General features: G+C 61.0%; 22 protein-coding genes. 16 read left to right on the forward strand and 6 right to left on the reverse strand.

The genetic code is table 11. The annotated features are described in order from the left end of the window. Nucleotides 1–17 precede the first annotated feature (17 nt). The 6 genes from PLU72_13060 (at nt 18) to PLU72_13085 (ending at nt 9,353) form a co-directional block, all read left to right on the forward strand. Nucleotides 18–2,921: a hypothetical protein gene (locus PLU72_13060; GenBank protein ID HOT29107.1), complete on the forward strand. Its 2,904-nt coding sequence runs from the start codon at nt 18–20 to the stop codon at nt 2,919–2,921. Further along, entirely contained in the window at nt 2,918–3,232 is a 315-nt protein-coding gene (locus PLU72_13065; protein ID HOT29108.1) for a hypothetical protein, read from the forward strand. Before PLU72_13060 ends, PLU72_13065 begins: the two co-directional genes overlap by 4 nt. 19 nt (nt 3,233–3,251) lie before the next feature. Then, nucleotides 3,252–4,193: a phosphodiester glycosidase family protein gene (locus PLU72_13070; protein ID HOT29109.1), complete on the forward strand. Its 942-nt coding sequence runs from the start codon at nt 3,252–3,254 to the stop codon at nt 4,191–4,193. After that, nucleotides 4,190–5,905 carry a YgiQ family radical SAM protein gene (locus PLU72_13075; protein HOT29110.1) on the forward strand — a complete coding sequence of 572 codons (1,716 nt, stop codon included), beginning with the start codon at nt 4,190–4,192 and terminating at the stop codon, nt 5,903–5,905. Before PLU72_13070 ends, PLU72_13075 begins: the two co-directional genes overlap by 4 nt. Next, nucleotides 5,889–6,644 (forward strand): GNAT family N-acetyltransferase, encoded by a 756-nt coding sequence (locus PLU72_13080; protein HOT29111.1) that lies wholly within the window; start codon nt 5,889–5,891, stop codon nt 6,642–6,644. Before PLU72_13075 ends, PLU72_13080 begins: the two co-directional genes overlap by 17 nt. Nucleotides 6,645–6,839: 195 nt before the next feature. Further along, nucleotides 6,840–9,353, forward strand: a complete 2,514-nt coding sequence (locus PLU72_13085; protein ID HOT29112.1) for a sugar phosphate nucleotidyltransferase — start codon at nt 6,840–6,842, stop codon at nt 9,351–9,353. A 73-nt stretch (nt 9,354–9,426) separates the two neighbouring features. On the opposite strand, the gene PLU72_13090 is transcribed toward PLU72_13085, so the two are convergent. Genes PLU72_13090 through PLU72_13110 form a run of 5 tightly spaced genes read right to left on the reverse strand, consistent with a single transcriptional unit; the run spans nt 9,427 to nt 13,530 of the window. Beyond that, complete coding sequence (locus PLU72_13090; GenBank protein HOT29113.1) at nt 9,427–10,611, reverse strand: LL-diaminopimelate aminotransferase; 1,185 nt, start codon at nt 10,609–10,611, stop codon at nt 9,427–9,429. 29 nt (nt 10,612–10,640) lie between these two features. After that, a complete protein-coding gene (locus PLU72_13095) occupies nt 10,641–11,243 on the reverse strand; it encodes a hypothetical protein (GenBank protein ID HOT29114.1) in 603 nt (200 codons plus the stop codon). Continuing rightward, nucleotides 11,240–12,748, reverse strand: coding sequence for an amidohydrolase (locus PLU72_13100; protein HOT29115.1), 1,509 nt, complete (start codon nt 12,746–12,748; stop codon nt 11,240–11,242). The genes PLU72_13095 and PLU72_13100 overlap by 4 nt, the downstream gene beginning before the upstream one ends. Before the next feature lie 27 nt (nt 12,749–12,775). Further along, nucleotides 12,776–13,066 carry a hypothetical protein gene (locus PLU72_13105; GenBank protein ID HOT29116.1) on the reverse strand — a complete coding sequence of 97 codons (291 nt, stop codon included), beginning with the start codon at nt 13,064–13,066 and terminating at the stop codon, nt 12,776–12,778. Between the two features lie 23 nt (nt 13,067–13,089). Continuing rightward, the gene (locus tag PLU72_13110) at nt 13,090–13,530 is read right to left on the reverse strand and encodes a hypothetical protein (protein HOT29117.1); all 441 of its coding nucleotides are present in this window, start codon (nt 13,528–13,530) and stop codon (nt 13,090–13,092) included. Between the two features lie 327 nt (nt 13,531–13,857). On the opposite strand from PLU72_13110, the gene PLU72_13115 reads away from it, so the two are divergent. Genes PLU72_13115 through pepT form a run of 3 tightly spaced genes read left to right on the forward strand, consistent with a single transcriptional unit; the run spans nt 13,858 to nt 19,101 of the window. Continuing rightward, nucleotides 13,858–15,933 carry an OPT family oligopeptide transporter gene (locus tag PLU72_13115; protein HOT29118.1) on the forward strand — a complete coding sequence of 692 codons (2,076 nt, stop codon included), beginning with the start codon at nt 13,858–13,860 and terminating at the stop codon, nt 15,931–15,933. Nucleotides 15,934–15,966: 33 nt separating this feature from the next. Next, nucleotides 15,967–17,823, forward strand: a complete 1,857-nt coding sequence (locus tag PLU72_13120; GenBank protein ID HOT29119.1) for a M3 family metallopeptidase — start codon at nt 15,967–15,969, stop codon at nt 17,821–17,823. Nucleotides 17,824–17,826: 3 nt separating this feature from the next. Beyond that, nucleotides 17,827–19,101 carry a peptidase T gene (gene pepT, locus PLU72_13125; GenBank protein ID HOT29120.1) on the forward strand — a complete coding sequence of 425 codons (1,275 nt, stop codon included), beginning with the start codon at nt 17,827–17,829 and terminating at the stop codon, nt 19,099–19,101. Between the two features lie 69 nt (nt 19,102–19,170). Here the strand turns inward: pepT and PLU72_13130 are convergent, their stop codons facing one another. Continuing rightward, the gene (locus PLU72_13130) at nt 19,171–19,914 is read right to left on the reverse strand and encodes a hypothetical protein (GenBank protein ID HOT29121.1); all 744 of its coding nucleotides are present in this window, start codon (nt 19,912–19,914) and stop codon (nt 19,171–19,173) included. A 310-nt stretch (nt 19,915–20,224) separates the two neighbouring features. Here PLU72_13130 and PLU72_13135 point away from each other — a divergent pair, with 310 nt between their 5' ends. Genes PLU72_13135 through PLU72_13165 form a run of 7 tightly spaced genes read left to right on the forward strand, consistent with a single transcriptional unit; the run spans nt 20,225 to nt 25,906 of the window. Then, nucleotides 20,225–21,439 carry a DUF3592 domain-containing protein gene (locus PLU72_13135; protein ID HOT29122.1) on the forward strand — a complete coding sequence of 405 codons (1,215 nt, stop codon included), beginning with the start codon at nt 20,225–20,227 and terminating at the stop codon, nt 21,437–21,439. A gap of 40 nt (nt 21,440–21,479) precedes the next feature. Continuing rightward, nucleotides 21,480–22,766 (forward strand): ATPase, T2SS/T4P/T4SS family, encoded by a 1,287-nt coding sequence (locus PLU72_13140; protein ID HOT29123.1) that lies wholly within the window; start codon nt 21,480–21,482, stop codon nt 22,764–22,766. 8 nt (nt 22,767–22,774) lie between these two features. Continuing rightward, nucleotides 22,775–23,812, forward strand: a complete 1,038-nt coding sequence (locus tag PLU72_13145) for a type II secretion system F family protein (GenBank protein ID HOT29124.1) — start codon at nt 22,775–22,777, stop codon at nt 23,810–23,812. After that, on the forward strand, nt 23,813–24,859 hold the full coding sequence (locus PLU72_13150) for a type II secretion system F family protein (protein HOT29125.1): 1,047 nt from the start codon (nt 23,813–23,815) through the stop codon (nt 24,857–24,859). Then, a complete protein-coding gene (locus tag PLU72_13155; GenBank protein HOT29126.1) occupies nt 24,859–25,233 on the forward strand; it encodes a hypothetical protein in 375 nt (124 codons plus the stop codon). Before PLU72_13150 ends, PLU72_13155 begins: the two co-directional genes overlap by 1 nt. Beyond that, nucleotides 25,230–25,661, forward strand: a complete 432-nt coding sequence (locus PLU72_13160; protein HOT29127.1) for a type II secretion system protein — start codon at nt 25,230–25,232, stop codon at nt 25,659–25,661. The genes PLU72_13155 and PLU72_13160 overlap by 4 nt, the downstream gene beginning before the upstream one ends. Next, entirely contained in the window at nt 25,658–25,906 is a 249-nt protein-coding gene (locus PLU72_13165; protein HOT29128.1) for a hypothetical protein, read from the forward strand. Before PLU72_13160 ends, PLU72_13165 begins: the two co-directional genes overlap by 4 nt. Nucleotides 25,907–25,978 lie beyond the last annotated feature (72 nt).

Here is a 25,978-nt window from a genome sequence, read left to right on the forward strand (position 1 = left end):
ACACTCGAGGAAACGGCATGAGTCTTTCTGGAAGGCTGAAGCGGGATGTTTTGCCCGTTCTGTTTTTCGCACTGACCCTCCTGGCCTGTTCGATGCCCGCGGGATCGGTCGAACTCAACGACGTTTATCGCATGAGCGGCACGTATCGCGTGACGACGTGCAAGGGGATCCGGGTATATTACCCCGAACGGTGCCATGCCGTGATGCCGCGGGTCATGTCGACGCTCAGACGAGTCAAGGAGCGTATGACGGCCCAGTTTCCCAGTCTTGCGACGTTCGAGGTCGCGGTCATTCTCATCGATCACGACGATCGCGAGACCAGTGCGGCAGACCCGAACTTCGATACGATCACTCTCGGCCTGACCGAGGAGATCGGCGCCCTGAGCACGCGCGGCTACTCGTTCGAAGACCGGTTCGCCCTTCGGCTCGCTCACATCATGATCCTCCGGACGCTCGGCCCGGCGAAGACGGCGATCCGGCGGCGTCTTGGCGTTCTCTCGATGCCTCCGTGGTTCATCGAGGGTATGGCGCTGTATAACGCGTTTCCCATGGACTCGCTCCATGTCAGCCGTCTCTACGACATGGCCCGCACGGGCCGTATGTATTCCATGAATGATCTGGCGCTCATCAACAGCCGCGAGTCTCTCGTCCGCGAGGAGATGAGTTTCCAGGCGCACGCGATGATGAACTTCCTCCACAGCCGTTCGAAACCCGATGCCGGATACCATCTCCTGAAGCGGATCGCCGGAAACCCGGCCAGGTTCGACGAGATGTTCCGCGAAGCGTTCGGGATGTCTCTGAAGGATGCGTTCCGCGAGTTTTCCGAGTTCGTGAAACTCGAATGCAAAAAGCGCGATCTTCCCGGTTCCGCGGGGACGTCGCCGGGTGAGTTCGGCGAAGGCGGTTTTTACCAGGGACTTCGAAGGCTTCCTGGAAATGAAGGCTGGGTCTGGGTCAGTTCGGCGAAACGCCGCGAGGAGGTCTACGATCTCTGGCGGCTCGGGCCCGGAAAGACGGCCGCGAAAGGCAACGCCCGCGCCGTCCTCGAAAACGTTCATCCAGCTCTTCTCGTCGACCCCGATTCGGGGACGACGTATATTGGCAAATATATCGTCAATGATATGCGCCAGAGGCGGCTCGTCCTCTGGGCGGTGCCCGCGAAAGGCAGGCCGTTCCAGGTCGTCGACGAACCCGGGAGTTTCAGGCCGCTTCGCGTTTCGGCGGGCAGACTCTGGTATCTCAGCGTCGAAAACGGCATGACCCGCGTCCGGTCCGTGCCGGTTCCGGACGTCACAACGCCCCCTCGTGCCGGGCAGCGTCCGCCCTCCCGCATCGAATACGAGTTCGCCCCTTCTCTGAGACCTCTCGACGTCGCCCTCGACGTTCGCCGCGGTCGCCTCCTCTACATCCAGCAGGAAGGGATGATGCGCCAGCTGATGAGCGTCGGCCTTCCCGACGAGGGCTCCGGCGGCCGGACGGCGTCGGAGAGGGGCTCTTCACCGGTCGTGCTGTTTGCGAACTGCGGCATCATGCGGTATCCGAGCGTTCACGGAGACGACATTCTGTTCTGTGCCGAAACGCAGAACCGCACCCTCCAGCTGTTCCGCATTCCGGCCGGATCTTCGACGGCGGTCCGACTGACGCGGCTTCCCGGCGGCGTCTGGGACTACGACCTCATGGAGGATGGAACGCCTCTCGTCATCACGTTACGGAACGGCGGATTCCGCCCCCTCGTCGTCGACTTGTCGGCGTCGCTGGCGCCGCTCATTCCGGAAGCCCCGACGTCCCCCCGCGACGCGACGTGCTCGGCCACCCCCGATATCGCACTCGGCATGTTCGCCCAGGGCGGTGTTTCCGCGGGCGTGGCGTCAGATGACGCCGTTTTCCCCGAAAGTCTCGACAGCCGAATGTATACTCCAGAGTATAGAAGTTCGTTCTGGCTGCCGAAAATGAATCGGGACGACCAGGGAGCCGTGTTCGGCGTGTACAGCTACCGCGCCGACCGGCTGGACCGCAACAGGCTCGAGTTTTCCCCGACCTACGGCTTCAAGAGCAGGAACTGGGGATACGCGGGCAATTATCAGCACCGGTTCGACCTGTTCAAGGTCGGCTTCGCTGCGGAAGACCGCGTCGTGCGGAAGAGTTACCTGTCGAACTCCTACTACGAGCGGATCCGTTCGCAGGATCTCAGCCTCAGTTACCCCTTCAGTCTTTCCACGTCGCTGACCGCCGGAGTGAACATGACGCACCGCGGCATCGCCGAATACCCTGACATTGGCGACGTCCCCACGGTGGGCCGGGATCATTCCCTGTATGCCGAGCTGTATCACCGCGCGATACGGACCGAGCCGTTCTGGGACATTTTTCCGAGAAGGGGGCGCGTCGTCACGGCATCATGGCGCCGCGGCTCGAACATGGCGGGCGGCGAACTCATCTACGATTCGCTCGGCATCCGGTGGAACGAATACGTCCCTCTCGGGAATACCGGGTGGGTCGCGACGTTGCGGGGCTGGGCGGCGGAAGACGACAAGGAAAACGACATCAGGCGGCCGGACGACCTGAATCTCGGCGGCACGGATTTCCTGCGCGGGTACGAAGGCTCGGTCCGTTTCGGCGACTCGCTGCGCGCGGCCGCGTTTCATATCGGGCGGCCGATTCCCGTCGAGATTCCATGGATCCAGTCCTGGGTCCACAAGGAACTCGTCGTCGCCGAGGCGTTCTGGGAAATGGGCGACGTGAGAAACACGGGCCGGAGATACCAATATCTGTTCGACCACGGTTTCGAGATACGGGGCCGGGTGCTGCTGTTGCGCCGTATTCCTCTGACGTTCCGGACGGGCGTCGGCTGGCCTCACGACGGCGGCGAAAAGCACTCGTATGCCACCGTCGACATCACCACCCTGACGGGGCTTCTCCAGTGAGCATCCTTCGCCATCTGACGCCCATGAGGATGTTCGGTATATCGGTTATTATATCATTATCCGGATATTCCTATATCCGGTATGAGATATCGAGGTCGCACAATTCGATCGTCGACTTCGCGATCACCTGCATCGTGTTGCGGATCGTCTGCATCCTCTGCCTTCCCATCCTGAGCGTCGGCGCGTGCCTCGCGTATCTCGAAGATGCCGCTGACCGGAAGTCCGCCGCCCTCCGTTATCTCAAGATGCTGCTGAATCTCTTCCCGCTCGCTGGGATGCTGTATCTGTACAGCACGCTTCCCCGGCACTGATGAAAGGCGAAGGGTTCCAATGACTCACCACGGCGTTGCTGTTCCGAACCGAAACGCAATCGTCCTGCTGACGATTCTGTTCATTCTGCTGCAGTATCAGCCGGCCCCGTGCCAGTCGTTGAAACAGTCGGTGAGAGGCTTCCTCGGCGAACTTTCCCAGGCGGTCGGCGGCGAGGTCGGATCCCTGCCGGCAGGCATCGACAGGATCAACCTTCCGGGCGTAAAAGGGCTTCGCGTTTCTCAGGGAATCGGCAAACTGGATCTGCATGCCTGGAACGGCGAACCGGGGCTTCTGCACCAGTTCAGAACGGCCGTTGCTTCAGACGGAAGCCTGGTCGCCGCGATCAACGGCTCGTTTTTCGGCACGCAGGGCGTTCTCGGACAACTCGTCGTTTCCGGGAAGCGGCCGCCGAACGTCCGTCAGATGCCGGCTTCCTTTTCCCGGTGTTTCATCGCCGTTCTCAAAGGCCCCGGTTTCCCGAGATGGGTTCTCGGCGAGACGGCGGTTCACGGGGCATCTCTCTGTCTTCCCGAGTTCTTCACGTCGAGCCGCTTCAACCGGCCGATCAGGGACAGCGACCGACTCGAGCACCTTCTCGGGGGCGGCGGCTGGATCATCCGGGACCGGAAAGACGTCCACATGGAGGCCTACGGACGGCAGAAATTCCGGTTCCGGAAAGAGGATCAGGACTCCCGGCATTCCGTGGTCGCGATGGATTCCGAGGACAACCTGTATCTTCTCGTGTTCGAAACGGGTGCGAATCTCGCAGCCGTCGCGAAGATGCTGCGAACCAGGCCGGAATTTCGAGATGTGACGGACGCCATCTTCCTCGACGGCGGCTCCTCGTCAGTGATGGTCGCGAACGGCGCGTATCTCGTCCCGCCTTTGTATCTCGTCGACAAGGCCCGCTACACAGCCATCTTCGTGCGGCTGGCCGGCTGGACTCCCGGGAAGCCATGAACGGATCAGGCTATCCTCCCATCTCCGCTCTCGGCAGGATCGACATGCAGGGCCGATCGGGGCCGTTCGATGTCATTCTCGTGAGCGGCGACGCCTACGTCGATCATCCGGCGTTTCCTGCAGCGGCAGTCGCCAGGCGGCTCGAAGCCCTGGGAGCGAGCGTTGCGGTGATCGCCCAGCCCGACTGGAAATCGACCGACGCGTTCACGGTCTTCGGCCGGCCGAACCTGTTTTTCGGCGTGACGGCCGGGGCGATGGACAGCATGGTTTCGAACTACACCTCGATGAAGATGCCGCGCCGCGAAGACCGATTGTCCCCGGGCGGCCGGACGGGGCTGCGGCCGAAACGGGCCGTCCAGGTCTACACGCAGCGGCTCCGCGAGGCCTTTCCCGGCGTGCCGATCGTGCTCGGCGGCATCGAGGCGTCGCTCAGGCGTTTCGCGCATTACGACTTCTGGGAAGACAAGATCCGGGATCCGATGCTCGTCGATGCGCCCGCAAGCCTTCTCGTCTACGGCATGGCGGAGTCGGTTCTGGGCGCCGTCGTCGACTGGTACCGGTCGCAGGCGAGCCGCGAGCGGGGCGCCTGGCCGACGATCCCGCAGACCTGCGTCCGGGTTCCGCACGACTCGTGGCGCGAGCGCCTGAGGGGGAACATCAGGGTGCTGCCGACGGTCGACGCGTGCCGGAAGGAACCGGCACGGTTCATGGAACTTTCGGTCATGCTCGATACGTCAGTTCGTCCCGATGCGCCGATTCTCGTTCAGCCGCACCCGAAGGGCGACGTCGTCTCCTTCCCGCCGTCCCCCGACGGCATGGCGGCCGAACCCGGGCTTCTCGACCATCTCCGGTTCCAACGGCGCACCCACCCGGTCTACGGAGAGCCGGTTCCCGGCCTCGAACCGGTCCAGTTTTCCGTCGTGTCCCACCGTGGATGCCTCGGCGCCTGCGCGTTCTGCGCGCTGGCGGCACATCAGGGCCGTATCATCCGATCGCGGACTCCCGACGAGATTCTGAAGGAAATCCGATCGTTCACGCGCCATCCCGACTTCCGCGGCACCGTTCCCGACGTCGGCGGACCATCGGTGAACATGTATGGCTGGGAATGCGGCGTCGGCGGCTGCGCGACCGGCGTCTGCACCTCCCCGAACCTATGCGGGAACGTCCGCGGCGGTCTCTTCCCCCTCGCTGACCTGTTGCGGAAGGCGCGCGAAATCCCCGGCATCAAGCACGTGTTTCTCGGCTCCGGCCTCAGATACGACCTGATCAGGAATGAAGACTGGCCCGCCTTTCAGGAAATTATACGGCACCATATATCCGGCCAACTCAAGGTGGCTCCCGAGCACGTCGACCGTGACGTCCTGCGCCTCATGAGGAAAGGTGCCGATGCCGATTTCGCGGCGTTCGTCGACAGGTTCAAGCGTGAGACGGCAGCGGCAGGGCTCAGATTGTATCTTGTCCCGTATTTCATGACCGCTTTTCCCGGTTCGGCGGGAAAGGACGGCGCAATCGCCGAAACCGTCCGCAGACTCCGTCTCGTGCACGAGCAGATCCAGGAGTTCACGCCGACGCCCGCGACGATCGGCACGGCGATGTATGCAACCGGCCTCACGCCCGACGGGCAGTCCGTCCGCGTTTCCCGGAGCGTTGAGGAACGCGGAACCGGACGACGTGAAATTCAGTCGGGGAACCGGCGTGACCGAAAACGCTGAACGGCGCCGGGCTTGGCTCGAGTTTCTCGCCGGGCATGAAGAGGCGTTCAACGAAGAGTTCCATCTCCTGACGACTGGCAGAAAACACGTCGAATGCCTGCCGCCTGATGGCGTGCATGCGGGGGCGGGATGGTTTCTCGTGCATGCCGACACGCAGGCCGGCGAATGGAACCTCGCGCACGCGTTCGGCCGGCCGACGGAGTATCTGGAACATCTCCGTCTGTACCCGCCGCAAGTCGAGTTCCATCTGCTCGTTCCGCTCACGGATGCACCCGCCGTTTCGTCATATCTCGGGACCGACTCCATCGAACACCTGACCTGGTTTCGCGACGCGGGAACACCTTGGATGCCTTCCACCACAGCCGGTCATGGTTCTTCCGCCGACGGCCTTGAATTTCTTCACAGGGCGGAAAACGCCGACGGACTCGCCGCCGGGACCGAGGATGCCCTGTACGAAGCCATCTACGCCCGAGAACACGGCTCCGTCGTCGGCCTCGTGAAATGCATCCATCTCACCCCGCATACCGCAGAAGTGTATATCGAAACGTCGCCCGGCTGGCGCAACCGGGGTATCGCCAGCCGGTTGCTCGGGGAAATGCTCAGACGCATGCGCCGCCGCGGTCTGAGGCTTCTCTACGTCGTTTCCGCCGAGAATGCCCCCTCCCTCCGTCTCGCAGAAAAAGCCGGCCTGAAGGCGTTCCAGACGCTGAGCCGCTTCCCCTTCACGAGGCGCGCCTAGGGAGCAATCGCAGACATCCGCCGCAGGGGCGGATGTCGCACCGTCCATCGCGGTTGGAGAGCGGTTATGAAACCGATGCGCCTGCCCTGACTCTTTCCGTTTGACGGAAGTGATGGGGTAGCCTAGAATATGAACCTGACACAGCGCAATAGAAGCTGCAGAACAGGAACGGACTTGGAAAGGAAGACTCGAACGATGAACGCTGTAATCATGGCAGGTGGGTTCGGAACCCGGCTCCGGCCGATCACGTGCAATGTTCCCAAGCCGATGGTGCCCCTGGCGAACATGCCGATGATGGAGCACATCGTCAATCTACTGAAAAAATACGATCTGAAGCAGATCGTATCGGTTCTCTACTTCCAGCCGGAAGTCATCACGAAGCATTTCGGCGACGGATCGGACTTCGGCATCAAGATGGACTACGTGATGGCCACGGCCGATTACGGAACCGCGGGCAGCATCAAGAATTCCGAAGAGTATCTCAAGGGGAAGCGGTTCATCATCATCTCCGGCGACGTTCTCACCGATTTCGACCTCTCGGCCGCCATCAAGTTCCACGAGGAACGCAAGGCGATGGCGACGATCGTGCTGACGAGGGTCTCGAATCCCCTCGAATACGGCGTCGTCATTACCGGCGCCGACGGCAGGATCGAGCGGTTCCTCGAAAAGCCGAGTTGGGGCGAGGTGTTTTCGGATACCATCAATACCGGCATCTATATTCTCGAGCCGGAGATCCTCGAGCATATCCCCTCGAAGACCGAGTTCGATTTCAGCAAGAACCTCTTTCCGCACATGCTGAAAGAGAAACTGCCGCTGTACGGATACATCGCCGAGGGCTACTGGAAGGATATCGGCGACATCAACGAATACCGGCTGGCCCACAAGGACGTCCTGAACGGAAACGTCCAGATCCAGATCCCGGGCGAGCGCCTGAACGTGATCGGCCGGGACGCTTGGGTCGGCGCCAACACGAAGATGGGGCGGCGCGTGAACATGAAGGGCGGTGTCATCATCGGCGCCAACTGCGTGGTCGAGGACGGCGTCGAGCTCGAGAACTGCATCCTGGGCGACGGCTGCGTCGTGAAGGGCGGCTCGAAAATCGTCGATTCGATTCTCTGGGAGCGCGTCTACGTCGGCAACAAGGCCCACATCACCGAGGGCATCGTCGGGGCGGACACGCACGTGCGCGACGGCGCGACGCTCGAGGCGGGCGTCGTCGTCAGCGAGGAGTGCCGCATCGGCGACCACGCGACCGTGCGCAGCAACGTGAAGATCTGGCCCCGCAAGGTTGTCGAGGACGGCTCGACGGTCTTCAGCAGCATCGTCTGGAGCGACAAGTGGACGAAGAGCCTGTTCTCGAACTACGGCATATCCGGCCTCGGGAATCTCGAGATCACCCCGGAACTGGCCGCGAAGGTCGGCGCCGCGTTCGGCAGCACACTGCCCAAGGGCGCGAGCGTAAACTGTTCGCGCAGCAGTCATAAAATATGCAGAATTATAAATCGAGCGCTGATCTGCGGCATCACCTCTTCCGGCGTGAACGTAGCCGACCTGCGGGTCATGCCGAGTCCGGTCGCGCGGTTCAAGCCGACCGCGTTCAGGCGGGCGGGCGGTATCCACGTCGGCATGGTCGCGAATGACCCGAACCAGATCGAGATCCGCATCTTCGACGCCGAGGGCCGCGAACTTGCCCCGACGAGCCAGAAGTCGATCGAGCGGCTGTTCAACCGCGAGGACTTCCGGCGCGTCTCGATGCAGGACGTCGGCGACATCGTGTTTCCCCCGCGGGTCGCCGAGTTTTACAGCAATGAACTGCTCAACAACGTCGACACCGAGATCGTTCGCAAGCGCGCGCTGAAAATCGTGGTCGATTTTGCCTACAGCGGCGCCAGCGGCATCTTCTCGGCCTTCATCGGCAAGCTCGGCTGCGAGGTTATCTCGCTCAACACCTTCCAGGACGAGGAGAAAGTCCACAAATCGGGCGTCAACCCGAAGACCTCGCTCGAGAACGTCTCCGAGATCGTCAAGTCGCTCCGGGCCGACCTGGGGCTGCTGCTCGACTCGGACGCCGAAAAGATCACGATCATCGACGACAAGGGCCGCCCCCTGGTCGGCGAGGTCGCGCTCGTGGCCTGGGTCAAACTGATCCTCGACATGATCCCGAACGCCCGGATCGCCGTGCCCGTCTCGGCGACGGACGCGATCGACCTGCTCGCCAAGAAGACCGGCGGAACCGTCATTCGCACCAAGACCAACGGCCGCGCCCTGATGACTGCCGCGGTCTCGGACAACGTCTCGTTCTGCGGGAACGGTGACGGCTGCACGATCTTCCCGGCGTTCCAGCCGGTGTTCGACGGCATGATCTCGACCGCGAAGCTTCTCGAGATTCTGGCCAGGGCCGGGAAGCCGCTCTCGGAACTCGTCGACGATCTGCCGAAATTTCACACCCGCAGCAAGAACATCCCCTGTCCCTGGGAGGCCAAGGGAAAGGTCATGCGCCACGCGATGGAGTTCGCCAAAGACCGCCAGACCCAATTGATCGACGGCGTCAAGGTGCTTCTTGGCGAGGGCGAGTGGGCGCTCATCCTCCCGGACCCCGACAAGCCTTTCGTCAACATCACCGTCGAAGCCGGGTCGGAGAAGCGCGCCGACGATCTGCTCTCTCGCACCGTGAACGACGTCGACCACTGGAAGGCCGCCGATTCCTGAACACTAGTCGTCCAACGAAATTCAGGGGCGGGCTTGAGGCCCGCCCCTGAATCGTTATAGTGATGTATATATATCAGACGGTCATGGAATTGCGGAATTTTTCGAGTCGGGAGCGGAGGCCGGCGATCGCTTCGACGGATTGGGTGAGGGCGAACCGAACGTAGCCCTCGCCGTGTTTTCCGAAACCGGTGCCGGGTGTCGTCACGATTCCCGTTTCCTCCATGAGTTTCATCGTGAACCCTTCTGATGTCGTGCCGGGTGGACAATTCGCCCAGAGATAAAAAGCCCCGCGGGGCGGATGGAATTTCAGGCCGAACTCGCCGAGAATCGAAACCATGGCATCCCGGCGCCGGGTGTATGTCGCGCGAAGGCTGTCGAGATGGGGACCGACGTGCGAGAGTCCGGAAACGCAGGCAAGCTGAATCGCGTCGAAGACGCCGGAATCGACGTTGGTCTTGATCTTGAGAAGACCGGCGATCAGGGCTGGATTTCCAACGGCGAATCCGACGCGCCAGCCGGTCATGTTGAAGATTTTACTGAATGAGTGAAACTCGATCGCGACATCTTTCGCGCCCGGAATCGAAAGGATGCTGCGCCGGTCGGACGGATCGTACGTCAGTTCAGCGTATGCGGCATCCGAGACGATGATGACTTCGTGTTTCCGGGCCCATTCGACGATGGCGGCGAGCTGCTTTTCGGATGCGACAGCCCCGGTCGGATTATTCGGGTAATTGATATACATCGTTTTTGCCCGCCGCGCGATCGAATCGGGGATTCTCGACAGATCGGGAAGAAAGCCGTTTCGCTCGAGGAGCGGCATGATGTGCGCTTCGCCTCCCGAGAACTCCGTCGTGGTTTTGTATACCGGATATGCCGGGTCGGGAACGAGGGCGACGTCGTTCTCGTCGATGTATGCCCAGGCGAAATGCGCCAGTCCTTCCTTCGAGCCGATCAGGGCCATCACCTCTGTTTTCGGATCGAGGTCGACCCCGAACCTGTCGAGCATATACCTGGAAACGGCCTCACGGAACTGGGCGCATCCCTCATACGCGGGGTATTTCTGGTTCGAGGTGTCTCGCATGGCGCGATCCATCGCTTCGATGACGAAATCCGGCGTCGGAAGATCCGGATCGCCGATGCCGAAATTCAGGAGATTGAAACCCGCGGAGGTCAACTCGCGTTTTCGGTCGTCGATACGCTTGAACACATAGGGCGGAAGCTCGAGAATGCGTCTTGCGGGCTTGAGTTTCGTCGTCATCGTTCGTTCCTTTGGCCTTTCATCGTTTTTCAGGGAGCGGACACAACCGGAGCCGTCGCAGGGATGAGTTCGCCGACGGCCGGCGCGGGAGGTTCGCTCAGATGTTCTGCCGGAAGATGGCCGGAAGCGCCAGACGGAGCGGAGTTCTGCCGGCGGAGCGACTCGAACTGCAGTTTCGTGAACTCCAGAAACTCCTGAATGTCGTCCGCGTCGAACCGGATGAAATTGAGTTGCCATGGTGCGTTTGGTTCCGGCTTGTAGAACGTGAATTCCCATGCCACGGGCATGCGCGGATGGAACGTGAGGAAATAGACCACGAAGTATCGTTGCGTTGAGCCGAACGGCCTGTAGCCGATGAACTCGTGGCCTGTCGGTGTGCCGAGTTTCGTCTTGAGGTTCGTAACGTCGATCACGAACGCATCCTGCGCCTGCTGATTGAGGGGAAATATCGCGAAGAGCGCTTTCATCGCGGTCTGAACGTCGAGCGTCTCGAACTTCGAGAAAAAATCCTCCGCGATGGCACAGATCTCGCTCACGGCCGGGGTGGTCGTTGTGGAGAGGGGCGTCTGCGCATCGACGCAGGGCGTCGTCCAGAACAAGGCGATCGCAACGAGTATAGGTAAATATCTCATGATATTTCGCATCCTCCGACGAAGGTTCGCGCGACCCGGACGGTTCGCAGCTCGCGCGGATCGATTTTGAACGGATCTCTCGACACACAGACGAAATCGGCTCTGAACGACCTGCGGAACCGACCTCGATCGGGGTGGGAGACGGCGAACGCATGGGGCTCAACGATGAAGGCACGCAGTGCTTCGTTGAGCGTCGCGCGCTCGCCCGCGTTGGGGTGATTGAGGAACCCGTGGATTCCGAGAAAGGGGTCCACGGGAGTGACGGGACTGTCCGAGCCGCCAGCGATTCGCAATCCGGCATCGAGAACGGATCTGAACGGGTTCGTCATCCGGTGCCGATCGCCCAGACGAAGGGCATACATCCCGGAGTCGCCTCCCCACAGCACTTCGAAGGCCGGCTGCATCGATATCAGCAGTCCTGCGTCCTTCGCGCGGCGTATCGTTTCCCGGCCCGGCAGTTCGAAATGCTCGATTCTGTGTGGAACGGGGGGCGGGGCCGATCGATCGCGCCACGCAAGGTGGGCGTCGACGAGCGAGGCGATCGCACGGTCGCCGATCGCGTGCATCGCGAGTTGAAGGCCGTGCGTGGCGCATGTTCCGATGAGCGATTCGATGTTCGCGGCATCGCGGTAGACGACGCCGCTTGTCGAGGGATTGTCGGCATAGGGAGTCGTCAGGGCAGCCGTGCGGGACCCGAACGAACCGTCGATGAACAGGCAGCCGCCGAGACGCGGCCAGCCGCGCTCAAGTGCGAGCGAGGGGTCTTCCGTCTGATGATACACGTGGCCGTGGAACCCCGGCCTGGCGAGGAAGTCGGCGATCATCGCCACATCATCTTTCGACGCGCTCCAACCGCCTTCGAGCGCATGAACGGAGGTGACGCCTGCGGACAGACAGTATCGACGCGCCTTTTCCAGTGCCGCCCGTTTCATGGCGGCCGGTAGTGAGCCGATGACGAGCGTTGCAAGACGGTTGTAGGCATCCCTGATGAATCGGCCGTTTTCAGGCAGATACGCGGCATCGATGTTCCGGGCCCATTCCACCGTGGCGGAGCTGGGAATCGCCGAGTGAAGGTCGATGCGCGACAGCCAGAGCTTGCGCGGGCCGACGATGCGGTCGAGTTCGGCGATCGTCGGAAGCCGGCCTTCCTTCAACTGCGTTTCGTCGAGATTCCAGCCGAAGATCCAGTCGTGACCGTCGGTTCTGACGAACGCGGCGAGAGCGTCGAAGACGTCCCGGAGGGACCTGCATGCGTCGAAACAACATCCCATCAGGGTCAGGCCGGTCTGCATGAAGTGCACGTGGGCGTCGGCGAACGCCGGCAGGACCGTCGCGCCCCCGAGATCGATCCGCTCGAGACCTGCGTATGCCGGGTTCGCGTTCAGTCCGGTACCTATTTCGGCGAATACGCCCTCGTCGACGACGAACGAGTCGAACGCGGTCTTCGCATAGTCGGGGCCGTCACGGCCGTCGCAACGAACGAACAGGCGAGGGGAGGAGTTCATCAGGTGCGGAACCGCCGCCGCAAACGGTCAGAAAAAAATGTCATCCCAGGCGGTTTTCAGGCGCCACAACGCCGTCAAGACCCATTGGAAGGGAGGCCAGAGAAGGCCGCCGAAAAAACCGAGCAGCCGCGACAGCCGGGTGACGCGCAGCAGCCACCAGGCGACGATGAACGCCCCGGCGACGGCGCCCGCGAGGCTCGTGTAGAAGAGCCACACGCCATGCTTTCCGGCGGGCCGGCAGACGGGGTCGAGCTTGCACGGCCCCGTCTCGTTGCCGAGCACGCGGCAGGCGACCTGCGCGGGTATGGCTTGTGACACTGGCCGGGCCGCGCATTCCCGATTCAGATGATCGAGTCTGACCATGAGAAAACTATACCAACAACCCCGGAAAGAAGCAAACGCCCCGATCTCATCATCTCGTCGCGAATCTTGGATATGCCGGCAACGATATCGCGGCTGCAGACAATGTTGCTGACCTTCGCGTTCAATTGGGCGTTGGTGCTGAAGTGCTTGTAGCAGGAATCCCAGTGTATCTCGACTGTGAAACCGCCCTTGGGCGTCATTCCCTGGAACGTGTAGGTGATCAGGACGGGCAGGCCGCCGCGCTTGCGGCAGAGGGGCTCCATCGCATCGGCGCCGAGGGTTTTCAGCTTGAGCATGAGCGGAAACTGCTGGGTTCCGAAGATCGGGCCGGCGCCTTCCCTGGGCGGGGCCTGGTCGAGCATCTCGCCGCCGAGATCGTACACGGTGACGAGCGCGCTCTTGAGCTGGAGCGGCGACAACGTGATCTTCTTCGAGGGGTCGGACAGGTTGACCGCGTCCTTTATTGAGTTCTACATATCAAAAACCAGCTTCGTGTCTCCGTTTGTACGGAGCCTGTCGAATCACGAAGGCTCTCGCCCTTCGGGAGGTGCGAGACGATCGGTTGATTTCCATTCTGCAAGGCGCATGACGGTGTTCCCGGCGAAAAATTATCGGGTCGTCGGATCGGAGACCTGTGGTATACTTCCGCGAACCCGTGGGCCGCCCCGCCACTGTATGGGAACAAGCGGGACGGCTCGCACGGCCGGTTTCCAGAGACCCATTCCAAGAGAAGGAAGCATCGATCGATGGATTCGACCCACGAGAAGAAACTGACTCCCGAAGAACTCGAACTGAACTGGTACAGGAACGTGTATCAGGGCGACGACATGCCCCAGCTGACCCTGCGCGCCATTATCATGGGCTCGCTGCTTGGCGGCTTCATGTCGCTGTCGAACCTGTACGTCGGTCTCAAGACCGGCTGGGGCCTCGGTGTCGCAATCACGGCGTGCATCCTCAGTTTCGCGATCTATAAAACGCTCAGAACCCTTTTCCCGACATGGTTTCCGACCGACATGTCGATTCTCGAGAACAACTGCATGCAGTCGACGGCCAGTTCGGCCGGTTACTCGACGGGCGGCACGATGTGTTCGGCGATCTCGGCGTATCTTCTCGTGACCGGCGCCCACATGTCCTGGCCGATTCTCGCCGCCTGGACGTTCTGCCTCGCCGCTCTGGGCGTGTTCATGGCGATTCCGATGAAGCGACAGATGATCAACATCGAGCAGCTCAAGTTCCCGAGCGGCATCGCCGCCGCCGAAACCCTCAAAAGTCTCCATGCGGCCGGCCAGGACGCGGTCGACAAGGCCCGCTCGCTCGGGATCGCCGGCCTGTTCGGCGGCGTGATCGCCTGGTTCCGCGATGCCGCGCTTCCGGCGTCGATGGCGATTCCGAGCCATGCGCATTTCCCCGGCAGCCTTCTCGGCCTGCCGCTCATCCGCTGGACGATCGGGTTCGAGATGAGCGCCATCATGATCGCCGCCGGTTCGATCATGGGCTGGAAGATCGCCTGGTCGCTCCTCGGCAGCGCCGTGATCAACTACGGTTTTCTCGCCCCCGCCATGGTCAATGCCGGCGCGATCGATACCGTGAACACCAGCCTGCCGGTCCTGATGCCCGCCCTGCTCGGAAAGGGCTGGCAGATCGTCGCGACCCTGCCGGTGATCGGCGACTCGATCAACACGGGGATCGCCGCGTTCTGGGCTCCCTGCCAGGACCTCTACGACGTTCTTCTGCTCAAGAAGGCCGGCTTCATGGCCCTGGTCAATCAGACATTCGTTCCCCTGCTGGCCTCCGCAGACGGCGGCGCTGGCGCGCTCAAGCTCGGGTATCGTTCGATCGTGAGCTGGAGCACCTGGACCGGCGCCTCGATCATGGTCGCCTCCGGCCTTCTCGCGTTCGCCCTCCAGTGGAAGACCGTTCTTCGGGCCTTCAGCGGCCTGTTCGACGTGTTCTCCCCGAGAAAATCAGCCACGGAAGATCCTCTTGCCGCGATCGAAGTGCCTTCGTCCTGGTTCGTCAGCGGCATGCTGCTCTCGGGGCTCGGCTGCATGGCCGTTCTCCATTACGCCTTCGACACGACCTGGTCGATGGGCTTCATCGCCGTTCTGTGCACGTTCTTCCTCTCGATCGTCGCCTGCCGCGCGACGGGCGAATCCGACATGACCCCCGTCGGCGCCATGGGCAAGATCACCCAGCTCGTCTTCGGCGTCCTCGCCCCCTCGAACCTCGTCACGAACCTGATGACCGCCAGCGTCACCGCCGGCGCCGCCGGCTCGTCGGCCGATCTTCTCACCGACCTCAAGAGCGGTTATCTTCTCGGCGCCAACCCGCGCCGCCAGTTCATCGCCCAGTTTCTCGGCATCTTCGCCGGCACCCTCGTGGTCGTACCGGCCTTCTACCTGCTCGTGCCCGATGCGAGCATCCTCGGCACCGACAAGTGGCCGGCCCCCTCAGCGCAGGTCTGGGCCGCCGTCGCCCGCCTCCTCGGAAGCGGCCTCGGTGCTCTTCATGAAACCGCCCGCTGGGGCATGCTCATCGGGTGTCTGATCGGCGTCGGCCTCGTGTTGCTGGCCGAATACGCCCCGAAGAAACTCAAACCGTTCGTTCCCTCAGCGACGGGTGTGGGGCTGGCGATGGTCATCCCGTTCTTCAACTCGCTCTCCATGTTCATCGGCGCCGTGATCGCCATGGTCCTCGAAAAGCGCTCCCCGGCATTCGCCGAGAAATACATCATTCCCGTCGCATCGGGAATAATCGCCGGCGAATCCATCATGGGAATCGTCGTTGCCCTGCTCACTGCCGCCGGAATCATCGGTGGATGAGTATTTCCAGAAAATAGACGATCAAGGAGAAGAATGATGCGTATCTGGCTGACCCTTGCATTGATGCTCGCGCCGTTCGCCCTGTCCGCGGCCGAGTCGACCTTCGAACCGCTTCCGGGCGATGCCCGCAGCACCTACAAGTTCGACCTCAAACGCTTTTATGCCGACGAGGCTTCCTGGAAAGCCGAGATGGAAAAAGCCCGCGCGGCCGCCGCAACCCTCGAATCATTCAAGGGAAAGGTGCTTTCGGACGCGAAGACCCTGTTCCAGACGATGGAAGCCAAGCGTGCTCTTCAGGACATCCAGGACGCGCTCGGGGCCTATGCCGGCTTCAAGCGCGCCATCAACACGGCTGACAGATCCGTCTACGAGGCGCAGGAAAAGCTCGACGCCGAACTCGCCGCCAGAACCAGCTTCCTCAAGGTCGAACTGAAATCGCTCACCGAGCAGAAGCTGAAGCAGTTCCTCGCCGCCGAGCCCGGCCTCAACAAATACACGTATTTCCTCAACGACATCGCCAGGTTCGCGCCTCATCTGCTATCCGAAGAGAAGGAAAGCATTCTGTCCGAACTGGCTCCCGATCTCACGGGCTGGCAGAGCGATATGTTCCAACGCGTCTTCGACCGGTATCCCTTCCCCTCGATCGAGTCGGAAGGCAAGAAGCAGAACATCCACATCGGCTTCGAAGGCCTCATGCGAGCCCCCGAGCGGAAAGTGCGCGCCCAGACGTTCCGGATGTACTACGATTTCTTCCGGCGCCATGCCGACCTGCTCGCGTTCGCGCTCCGACGGGAAATGAAGGCCCTGAACGCCGTTTCCAAGATGCGCGGTTTCGAGACGTATTACCACCAGTCCCTGTTCGGCATGTACATGAGCCGCCCCGAGATCGACGCGTTCTACGGCCGGCTCGAAGAGAACCTGCCGCTCTACCACAAGTATCAGAACTGGCGTATCGAGAGCCTGAAGAAAGACCTGGGCGTCGACGATGTCGACATCTGGGACATGGAAATGACCCCCTCGGAAGCCACCCCTCTGCGCCTCACGATCGACGAGGCGTGCGACGCGCTGAACAAGGCGCTCGAGCCGCTTGGCACTGAATATGCATCCGAAGTGAAGAAGCTGCTCGATCCGAAGAACGGCAAGCTCGACGTTTGCGGCGGCCCGAACCGCGACCAGGGTGCGTTCTGCATCGGCAATTTTGGCTACTTCATGGACAACTTCCAGGGCTTCCTGAACGACGCGTCCACGCTCGCCCACGAGGCCGGCCACGTCATTCACTACCAGCTCGTGAAGAACCGCCACAACTCGCTGATGTTCGGCGAAGGCCCCTCGTTCATGACCGAATCGTTCGCCATGTTCAACGAGTGGATGCTGCGCGACCACCTGCTCGCCACGGTGAAGGATCCGTCCGTGCTGGCAGGCATCCGCTGGGACATGGTCAACGAGATGATGTATCTGTGGGAAATCGCGCGCCGCGCAAAGTTCGAAATGGTCTCCTACGACCGCATCGCGACCGGCGAGATCACCGACGAGAAGGGCTTCAACAAGGCCTGCACCGACGTCGGCAAACAGTACGACATCTTCTTCGCGAAGCACCCCGAACTCGACTACCACTGGATCCGCAAGCACCACTACTGGTCGGTTCCCGGCTACTACATCAACTACGTCGTGGCGCATATGCTGGCCCTCAAATACTACTCGATGTATAAGGAAGACGCGGCCGGCTTCGCGCCGAAATACGTCGCCATGGTCTCGAACGGTTTCGATCGCCCCGCGACCGCCCTGCTCAAGGATTTCCTGGGCATCAGCCTCGACGACCCGAACCTGCTGAAGGGCGTCTGCAACGTGATTTCCAGCCGTTTTGAAGAACTTGCGAACCAGGAGAAGTGAGCGATGACGAACACCTGCGGTGAAATCCTGAAAAAGTCCGTTCTCGAGCGGTTCTGTCGCTACGCCTCCCTCGGCACCCAGTCGAAGGAAAACGTCGAGACGCTTCCGAGCACTCCCGAACAGTGGGAACTCGCGAAGATGCTCGAACAAGAGATGAAAGACCTGGGACTGAAGGATGTCAGACTCGACAATCAGTGTTACGTATACGGAACTATACCAGCAAATATAGATGAACCTTCGGCCGAAAAAATCCCCGCCGTCGGGTTCATCGCTCATGTCGACACCTCGCCCGCCGTTCCCGGTATGCTCGTGAAACCCATCGTTCATACGGGCTACAAGGGCGGTGATCTGAAGTTGCCCGGCGATCCGACCGTCGTGATCAGCGCCGAAAAGAACCCGCGGCTGAGTCAGTATATCGGTCGAGATATCATCACGTCCGACGGCACGACGCTGCTCGGGGCCGACGACAAAGCCGGCGTCGCCGCGATCATGGCCGCTGCCGAATACCTGATGGCGCACCCCGAGGTGAAGCACGGTGCGATCAAGATCTGTTTCACCCCCGACGAGGAGGTCGGACGCGGGGCGGACGGCTTCGACGTGGCAGGCTTCGGCGCCGCGTTCGCCTACACGATCGACGGCGAGCAGGAGGGGGAGCTGAGCGACGAAACGTTCAACGCCGCATCTGCAACCGTCACATTCCACGGGAAGAACGTCCATCCCGGCTTCGCGAAAAACGTCATGATCAACGCGCAGTATGCGATGGCGCATTTTTTGTCCCTGTTCGCGATGGAGCCCCGCCCCGAAATCACCTCGGGCCGCGAGGGATACCTGCACCCCTACGATTCGACCGGCAGCGAGGAACTCTCCGTCGTGAAGGTTCTGATCCGCGACTTCGAACTCGATTCCCTCGAGGCCCGCAAACGGCGCATTCAGGAGATGGCCGAGGCGACGCGGAAGGCGTTCCCGAAGGTTCGGGTCGACGTCGAAATCAAGGACAGCTATCGGAACATGAAGGTCGCGCTGGTCGACCACCCGCACGTCGCCGACATCGCCCGCGAGGCGATGACCAAGCTCGGCATCGAGATCATTTACCGTCCGATCCGCGGCGGAACCGACGGGGCAAGGCTGACCTTCAAGGGCCTTCCATGCCCGAACGTCTTCTGCGGCGCCGAAAACGCCCACAGCCGCGAAGAATGGGTCGCCGTTGACGCGATGGCCCGATCGGCCGCGATGGTCCTCGAAATCGTCGGCATCGTCCGGGACAAATACTCCGCGTAACCGCTCCGCCGAATCGATCAAAAAACCGCTCGGATGACCGGGCGGTTTTTTGATCGAAACCTCATGCGTTCAGGTATAGAAAATGAACGGATTTCTCCGATGATAGACTTCGACGAACTGCGAGCGCTCGTCGTTCGTGGTGGCGGAGCGGAGTTCTTCGAGGAACGTGTCGACCGCTTTCTTTCCTTCTTCGCCCTGCGTGGCGCGCTGGATCTCGGAAATGGTGTTCATGACGCTGCCCGTGAGTTCGGTGCGCCTGGCGTTCGTTCCCTCGGTTTTCATGATGTCGGAGATGGACGCCACGAAGGCCGACTGCTGTTCGGGTGTGTTCAGGGAGGTGAGGGTCTTCATAAACGACGTGGCATTGCCGCCGGCGCTCGCGACATGGCCGGCCGTCGCGAAGGCGGAAGCGAACAGGCTGGTATCGTTTTCCTGGAGATCGCGAAGCCCCTTCATGATCGCGGGAGTGTCTGTGCTGTACCAGTTTTTCGTCAACTCGGTCGTGAACGCGCGAAGGCCCGCCTGGGCTTCTCCGTTGGTGCCGAGGGCGTTCGCGAACTGGCTTACCTGCGTTCCCGCGGCCGACAGGGACGCGAGCGCGCCGCCGGACGTGAAGGAGGTTTCGAGCAGGGAACCGGCCTGTGACTGTTGTGCCGGGGAAAGGGACTGGATACTGCCCGAGAGCCGGTTTTGCTGCATGGCGGAACTGCCGCTCAGCGTTGTTCTCTGGATCGTGAGCGTCTCTTTGAGTCCGGTCAGCAGTGATGCCTGTTGACGATACCGTTGGAGCAGAATATTCGTCATCGCATCCATAGAAATTTCCTCTCTCTTCCTATAAATATATGTAAATCCCCACGTCTTGTCTATCCGGGAAGGTAGGAGAATAGGACGAAATCGTACCCGGCGTAAGCCTCAGCTGGGTCGAAATCTCCCCAGAGATCTGGGACGGCAAACGACATGCCAAGGGGGGTGTCCGGAGACCTGACTGAAAGAGTTGCCGAAGTGGCGTGGCAAGAAATTTGAGGGGTTGATATACTGTCTTGGGGCGCCTCACCCTCGTCAATCTGGAACCCGGGGTGCTTGGAGGGCTCAAACGATACAAAACGGACAGTGAGAGGTTGGCATGAGCAACAGAGACGTCATTTCCGGCGCAATTCGTGATTCGGGGCTGATTTTTCTGGTTCTGGGCACGGTCTTTCTCCTCGTTGGAATTCTCCTGTTGATCATCGGAGGCGTCGGTCTCTACGAACAGCACCGCAGCGGTTCCTGGAAACCAGTTCCGGCCGTCGTCGAAAAAGTCGACTGGCACGAGGAAGACAGAGATGACGGAACCGCGTATAGCGTCACCGGGACGTATCGGTACGAGTGGGAAGGCAAGACCTATCGGAGCGAGCGGATCGCCTTCAGTTCCGGGAGTTCCAGCGACAGATCGTCATGGCAGCCCATCTACGATTCCTTCAAGATGAGCAGGGACAGCGGGACACCGATCACCGTCTACGTCGATCCCGAAGCCCCGGCGAATGCGGTCGTCAGCCGCGACGTGACGATGGGAATGATCCTGTTTTCCTTCATCGGATCGATCTTTTTCACCCTCGGTACGGTGTTCGCCGCAGCGGGCGTCTGGAGTTATCTTCAGAAACGGGCTCCGGCGGATCCGCATCGTCCCTGGATCGGCGACGGACCGTGGCAGGGATTTCAGATCAGGAGCGGCGACTGGGTCGATGTCCTGCTGTCCTGGGTGATGGCTATCTGCGTCTCCCTCTTCGCGAGCATCTTCGTCTTCCTGATGCTGAAGGAACCGTCGACGCCTCTGCCGGTGAAAGGATTTCTCGGCATTTTCGTTCTCGTGGCGGCTCTTTTGCTATATAATGCCATGTATATTACTATGCGCCGGCTGAAATACGGCGACTCGATTCTTTTGCTCTCGCAGATGCCGCTCGTGCCCGGCACTCCGTTCGACGCCGTCGTCGTGACGAAGCGGGCGCTGAAGCCGGAAGACGGCTGCAAGGCGACATTGCGCTGTGTCGCGGTCGTGCGAAAGGAAAAATCGACGGGCACGGGCAAAAAGGTGACATACACCGAAGAAATCATGTATGAGAAAAGCGTCATCGTCCGGGTTGATCTGAATGCCGTTCGCGGCGACCGGTCCGCCATTCCCGTTCACTTTGAAATTCCCGGCCATATCCCTCCCCGGATCCTCAGTGTTTATCCTCAGATCCGTTGGAGACTGGTCCTCGAGGCAGAGACGGCCGGAATCGATTATTTCGCCGAATTCGATCTGCCGGTCTATCTCGCTCCGGATCCCACGTTGATCCAGTACAGAACGACCGAAACCTGATTTTCTGCGAAGAGCTCCCCGAATGTGTTACATTGCAGTCATGGAACCGAACGTTGAATCCCGAACCGACGGAACGTGCCCGGACGATTACGGCATTCTTCCGGTCGAATTCCGGCCGGGGTTCCTGAAACAGCTTCTTGGCCGAACCGGATTCACCGTCGGGCCAGAGCATCTCAGCCTGCATGCTGGTTCGGGCGACGGCCGGATTCCATACCGTGACATCCGGGATGTTACGCCCTCTGGCACATCCGTAACGCTTGATATTGTGCGAAATGACCGCTCAGCCAGCATCCGCCTCCGCACCGGAACCTCGCAGGAAGCCGAGAAGGTCGCGGCCCTCATCCGGCGCCTCACGGATGAATCGAAGCGGCTTCTCGAGATATTTGAGGCCGACTTTCCCGTAACCGCCCTCGGGAGCCTGATCGACGAATGCCTCGGCTTTCGCGGCAGTCCTTTCGTCGCGGCAGCCGACGCCCTCCTCGTGCATGCGATGAAGAAGAACGCTTCGGACATTCATCTCGAACCGCTTCCGGGCCATGTTCGGCTCACAGTCCGGATCGCGCGCGAACTGATAGAGGCGGGCACCTATCGTCAGGCCTTTCACGAGGGGCTCTGCTCGAGACTGAAGTTTCTGGCCGGTTGTCATTCGCACCGGACGGGCATCACCCAGGAAGGCGCGTTCAGCCTGGCTGACGGCGCCGGCGAAGCGAGACTTTCCGTGTATCCCGCCGCCGATGGCGAGCGGGTCGCGCTCAGGTTCATCCGGCCGATCGCCTTTCCCGATCTACCGTCGCTCGGCTGGCTGCCGGAAACCGTCGCGGCATGGCGACGTCTGCTCGCGGACGGCCCTGGACTCGCCCTCATCGCCGGCCCGGTCGGCAGCGGAAAAACCACGGCGTTGTATGCGACGCTCGCCGAACTGTCCCGCAGCGATGCTTCCGGCTTGCGGCGGGTGGCGACCATCGAAGACCCGATCGAAGGACGGGTTCCCGGCATCTGCCAGTCGTCGCTTTCATCCGAGACCGGCGCCAGTCTCGACGCCGCGTTCAAGCATCTTCTTCGCCAGGATCCCGACGTCATGGCCCTCGGCGAGATCAGAGACGCAGCATGCCTGCGCGAGGCGCTCCAAGCGGGGCAGGCGGGGCATCTCGTCCTGGCGACGTTCCATGCCGCGGATGCGGCCGGAGCGATCGAGCGTCTGAAGAAACTCGGCCTCGATCCCGGCCTCGTCAACGCCTCCCTGAAAGGCATCCTGTCCGTGCGCCTCGACAAGGGGGCGAAACCCTCCGCAGCCGTCTGGCAACCGGAACTGTCATCGGAGAGGTGACGAGTATCATGGGCATCGATATCATGACCGTCTTCACCTTCATTTTTCAGCCGCAAAAACGAAAGCGGCTCCAGAACGAGTCGATGGGCCTCTTCGCCGTCAATCTCGCGTCGGGCGTTCCCCTTCTGCAAACGCTCGACATTTCTCGCAAATCGATGCCCTGGCAGCCCTACCGCATGGCGATGAACGCGCTGTATTCCGCCCTGGGCAAGGGGCAGCCGCTGATCGAAGCTCTGAAGATGCAAGAGTGCAGGTCCCTTCCGACCTTCGTTCTCGTCATCATGGCATCGGACCTGACCGACGTCGAGAAGGGCAACCTGCTCCGCCTGCGCTATGCGAAAGCCGAAAGCGAAATCCCGTTTCTCGCCGGCTCCCTGGGATATCCCCTCGTGGAGCTCATGATCGCCATTCAGACGTGTTTCGCCCTCGTCATGTTCGTTCTTCCGCAGTTCAAGGAGATTTTCACGGGACTCCACGTCGAGCTCCCGTTTCTGACGCAAATACTGCTGAACGTATCCGACTTCATGGTCAACTGGTGGTTCATCGTGATGCCCGTTTTGCTTTTCATCGTCATCACCGGATTCATTCTCTGTGGTAAACCCGTGGTCAAGCGCATATTCAGGCGGCTTGCCGGCATTCATCATCTGGATTTCGTCGAAATCCTCCGGATTCTCGCCGAAATTCCGCCGGATGACATTGATCGCGTACTCGGAACGATTTCGTTGCCCGTCATCATGCCGTATTCGTCCGACATGGTCGGTGATTTCAAGGCTGCGCTCGGGTCAGGCCAGCCCGTGGACCAAATGCTTGCGCGGCATCATTTCGATCCCCAGGTCGCCTGGATGATCCGCCTCGGCCTTGAAGGGAAGGGAACCCGCGAAAACTTCAGCCTTGCCGCCGATCTGATCGAAGCCCGCGTAACCGGGACCCTGAATCGAAGCATCATTTTGATCAATACCCTGGCGCCTCTCCTGGTCGGAACGTTCGTCGGGTTCATCACGATTTCCGTGTTTCTTCCTATGGTCAATTTGTTGGAGCGCATATAGATGCTTGCCGACGCGAAAAATACAAATCCGTATGCCGACGACCTGATGACATTCACCAGGCTGATGCAGGCAGCCGAGGCATCGAAGCTGAACTTCCCGAAGGCACTTCGGGAACTGGCTTCCAGGCTTCCGGACGGCCAGGCGCAGCTCTGGGCGAATACCCTCTCTGACCGCATGGCGCGAGGTCATTCTCTCGCGGAGGCGGTCAGGAGCCTCGAAGGCATCGACCAGACGCTCGCGGCACTGCTTTCCGTTCCGGGCGGGTTCGGGTTCGAATCTCTCCTCACGGCATATTCGCGGTATCTGCTCCTGTTCGCCAGGCTTGCCGAACAGATCAGGACGGCGTTGCTGTACCCTCTCATCATCCTGTGGATCGCCCTGATGAACGTCGTCATTCTGAACGCGTATGTGTTCCCGGCGATGAAAGCCATGTTTCTCGAGCAGAAACAAACCGTTCCGGTCGTCATCCGGCTCCTGTATTTCCTGGATCCGGCGATGTATCCGTTCGCCCTGGCGCTGCCTCTATTCATAGCGTTTCTCGCAATCACCGGAACGAAAGTCTGGCTCACGGCCCCGGCGCACGAAATCCCCGCGACGTTGTTCGGAAAACTTCTGCTGCTCTCCCAGATTGCACGAGCAGAGCGTATCGGACGATTCCAATTCCTGCTCGCCCTCTTCATTCGGGCCGGATTCCGCCTGACAGACGCCATCCGCTTTTCGGCAGGGCTCGGCACCGGCATCCTCGCGGCCGGGTTGATCGATAAAGCCGAACGACTCGAACGCGGCGACAACGTCGCCTGCGTTGTTGGCGATGACGCCGTTCTCATGCCGATCTGCGGCTGCATTCAGTCGAAAAGCGACCCGGACGACCTCGCCGATCTTCTCGAAACGGCGTCGTCGACCAACATCTCCCACGCGGGGCGTCTGATCGGGCGCATCGAGCGTTTCGGCATCGTCATCGGCCTGGCGATCGCCGCCGTGATCGTTCTGATCATGACCATCGCCTTCTTCGATCCGTATTTCACGTTGATCCGAGGTGCGGTCTGATGAAACGCGGCGCCACTCTCGTCGACATTCTCCTGACGATCTCGCTCGCCGGCCTCCTCTTCGCCGGCGGCTACCGGCTCGTTTCCGCGGAGCGTCGCGCCCTTCGCATCGCCCGCGACAATAATATCGCCCTGTATGCCCTCGAGGGACTTCGCAATAGAATAATATATGATATAATGGCGAACTATTCGTATGACGCCGATCGCGTGGCGAAATACGTGAAGGATTTGGATCTTCCGTATCCCGTCGAGCTGAAAATGGCGGACGGGGCTCCGGAATCCGCATCTCAGAAAAGACTCGAGATACGGATGACCGTTCCCCGGCGCATGTACGACCCTGAACGGACCTATATCCGGGAGGTGATCCTTCCGTGACCAGGCGCATCGGATTCACCCTGATCGAACTGATGATCGTCATCGCCGTTCTCGGCGTTGTCCTGGAATCGTTCTTCGTTCCCCTCCACGGACTGATTCGCGACATCAGGTTCAACCGGACGGAGATTCAGGCGCAGGAAAGCCTGACGACCGGCTTCGTGCTCCTCGAGAAAGCGTTCGCCGCCTCGTCCGGCCTGGTCGTCAAAGGCGATGACGAACTGTCCCTCGTCGGGGGCCCCTGCACGGGCATCAGGCGAATAGAGGACGGGCGAGCCCTCGTCATCACGAAGCAGGGCGCCGAGATGCGGATCGATTTTTCCGGGGGAATCACGTTCGGCCCCTTCCGGCCGGCCGACGGGAAGACGACATGGTGCCTTGCGCATACGTCCGAGGCGCGCTTCCCGATGTTCTGGAGGTGCAGGAAATGAGCGGCATCTCGAAAAACGCTCGTCGCGGCGGCGTCATTTTGCTCGTCGTGATCGGCATCCTCATGATCGCAACCTGGGTGAGTCTCGATCACACCGGGAGGCTCCTGAAACTCGTCTCCTTCCAGCGCGAGACGATGCAGCGGCTGAGATCGTCCGACGTCCCGGCCCGCTCTGAGGTGCAGCCCCCCTGCAAGGCTTCCAGACCGAAATCGTATCACGCCGAACAGGCCTCCGGAACGGAATGAGGTTGTCACGCTCCCGATTCGGGGGTAATATGGGGAACACAACTTCCGGCGGCGGCCCTGCCGAGTCGCAGA

The organism is Candidatus Ozemobacteraceae bacterium (assembly GCA_035373905.1).
Lineage (GTDB): Bacteria > Muiribacteriota > Ozemobacteria > Ozemobacterales > Ozemobacteraceae > MWAR01.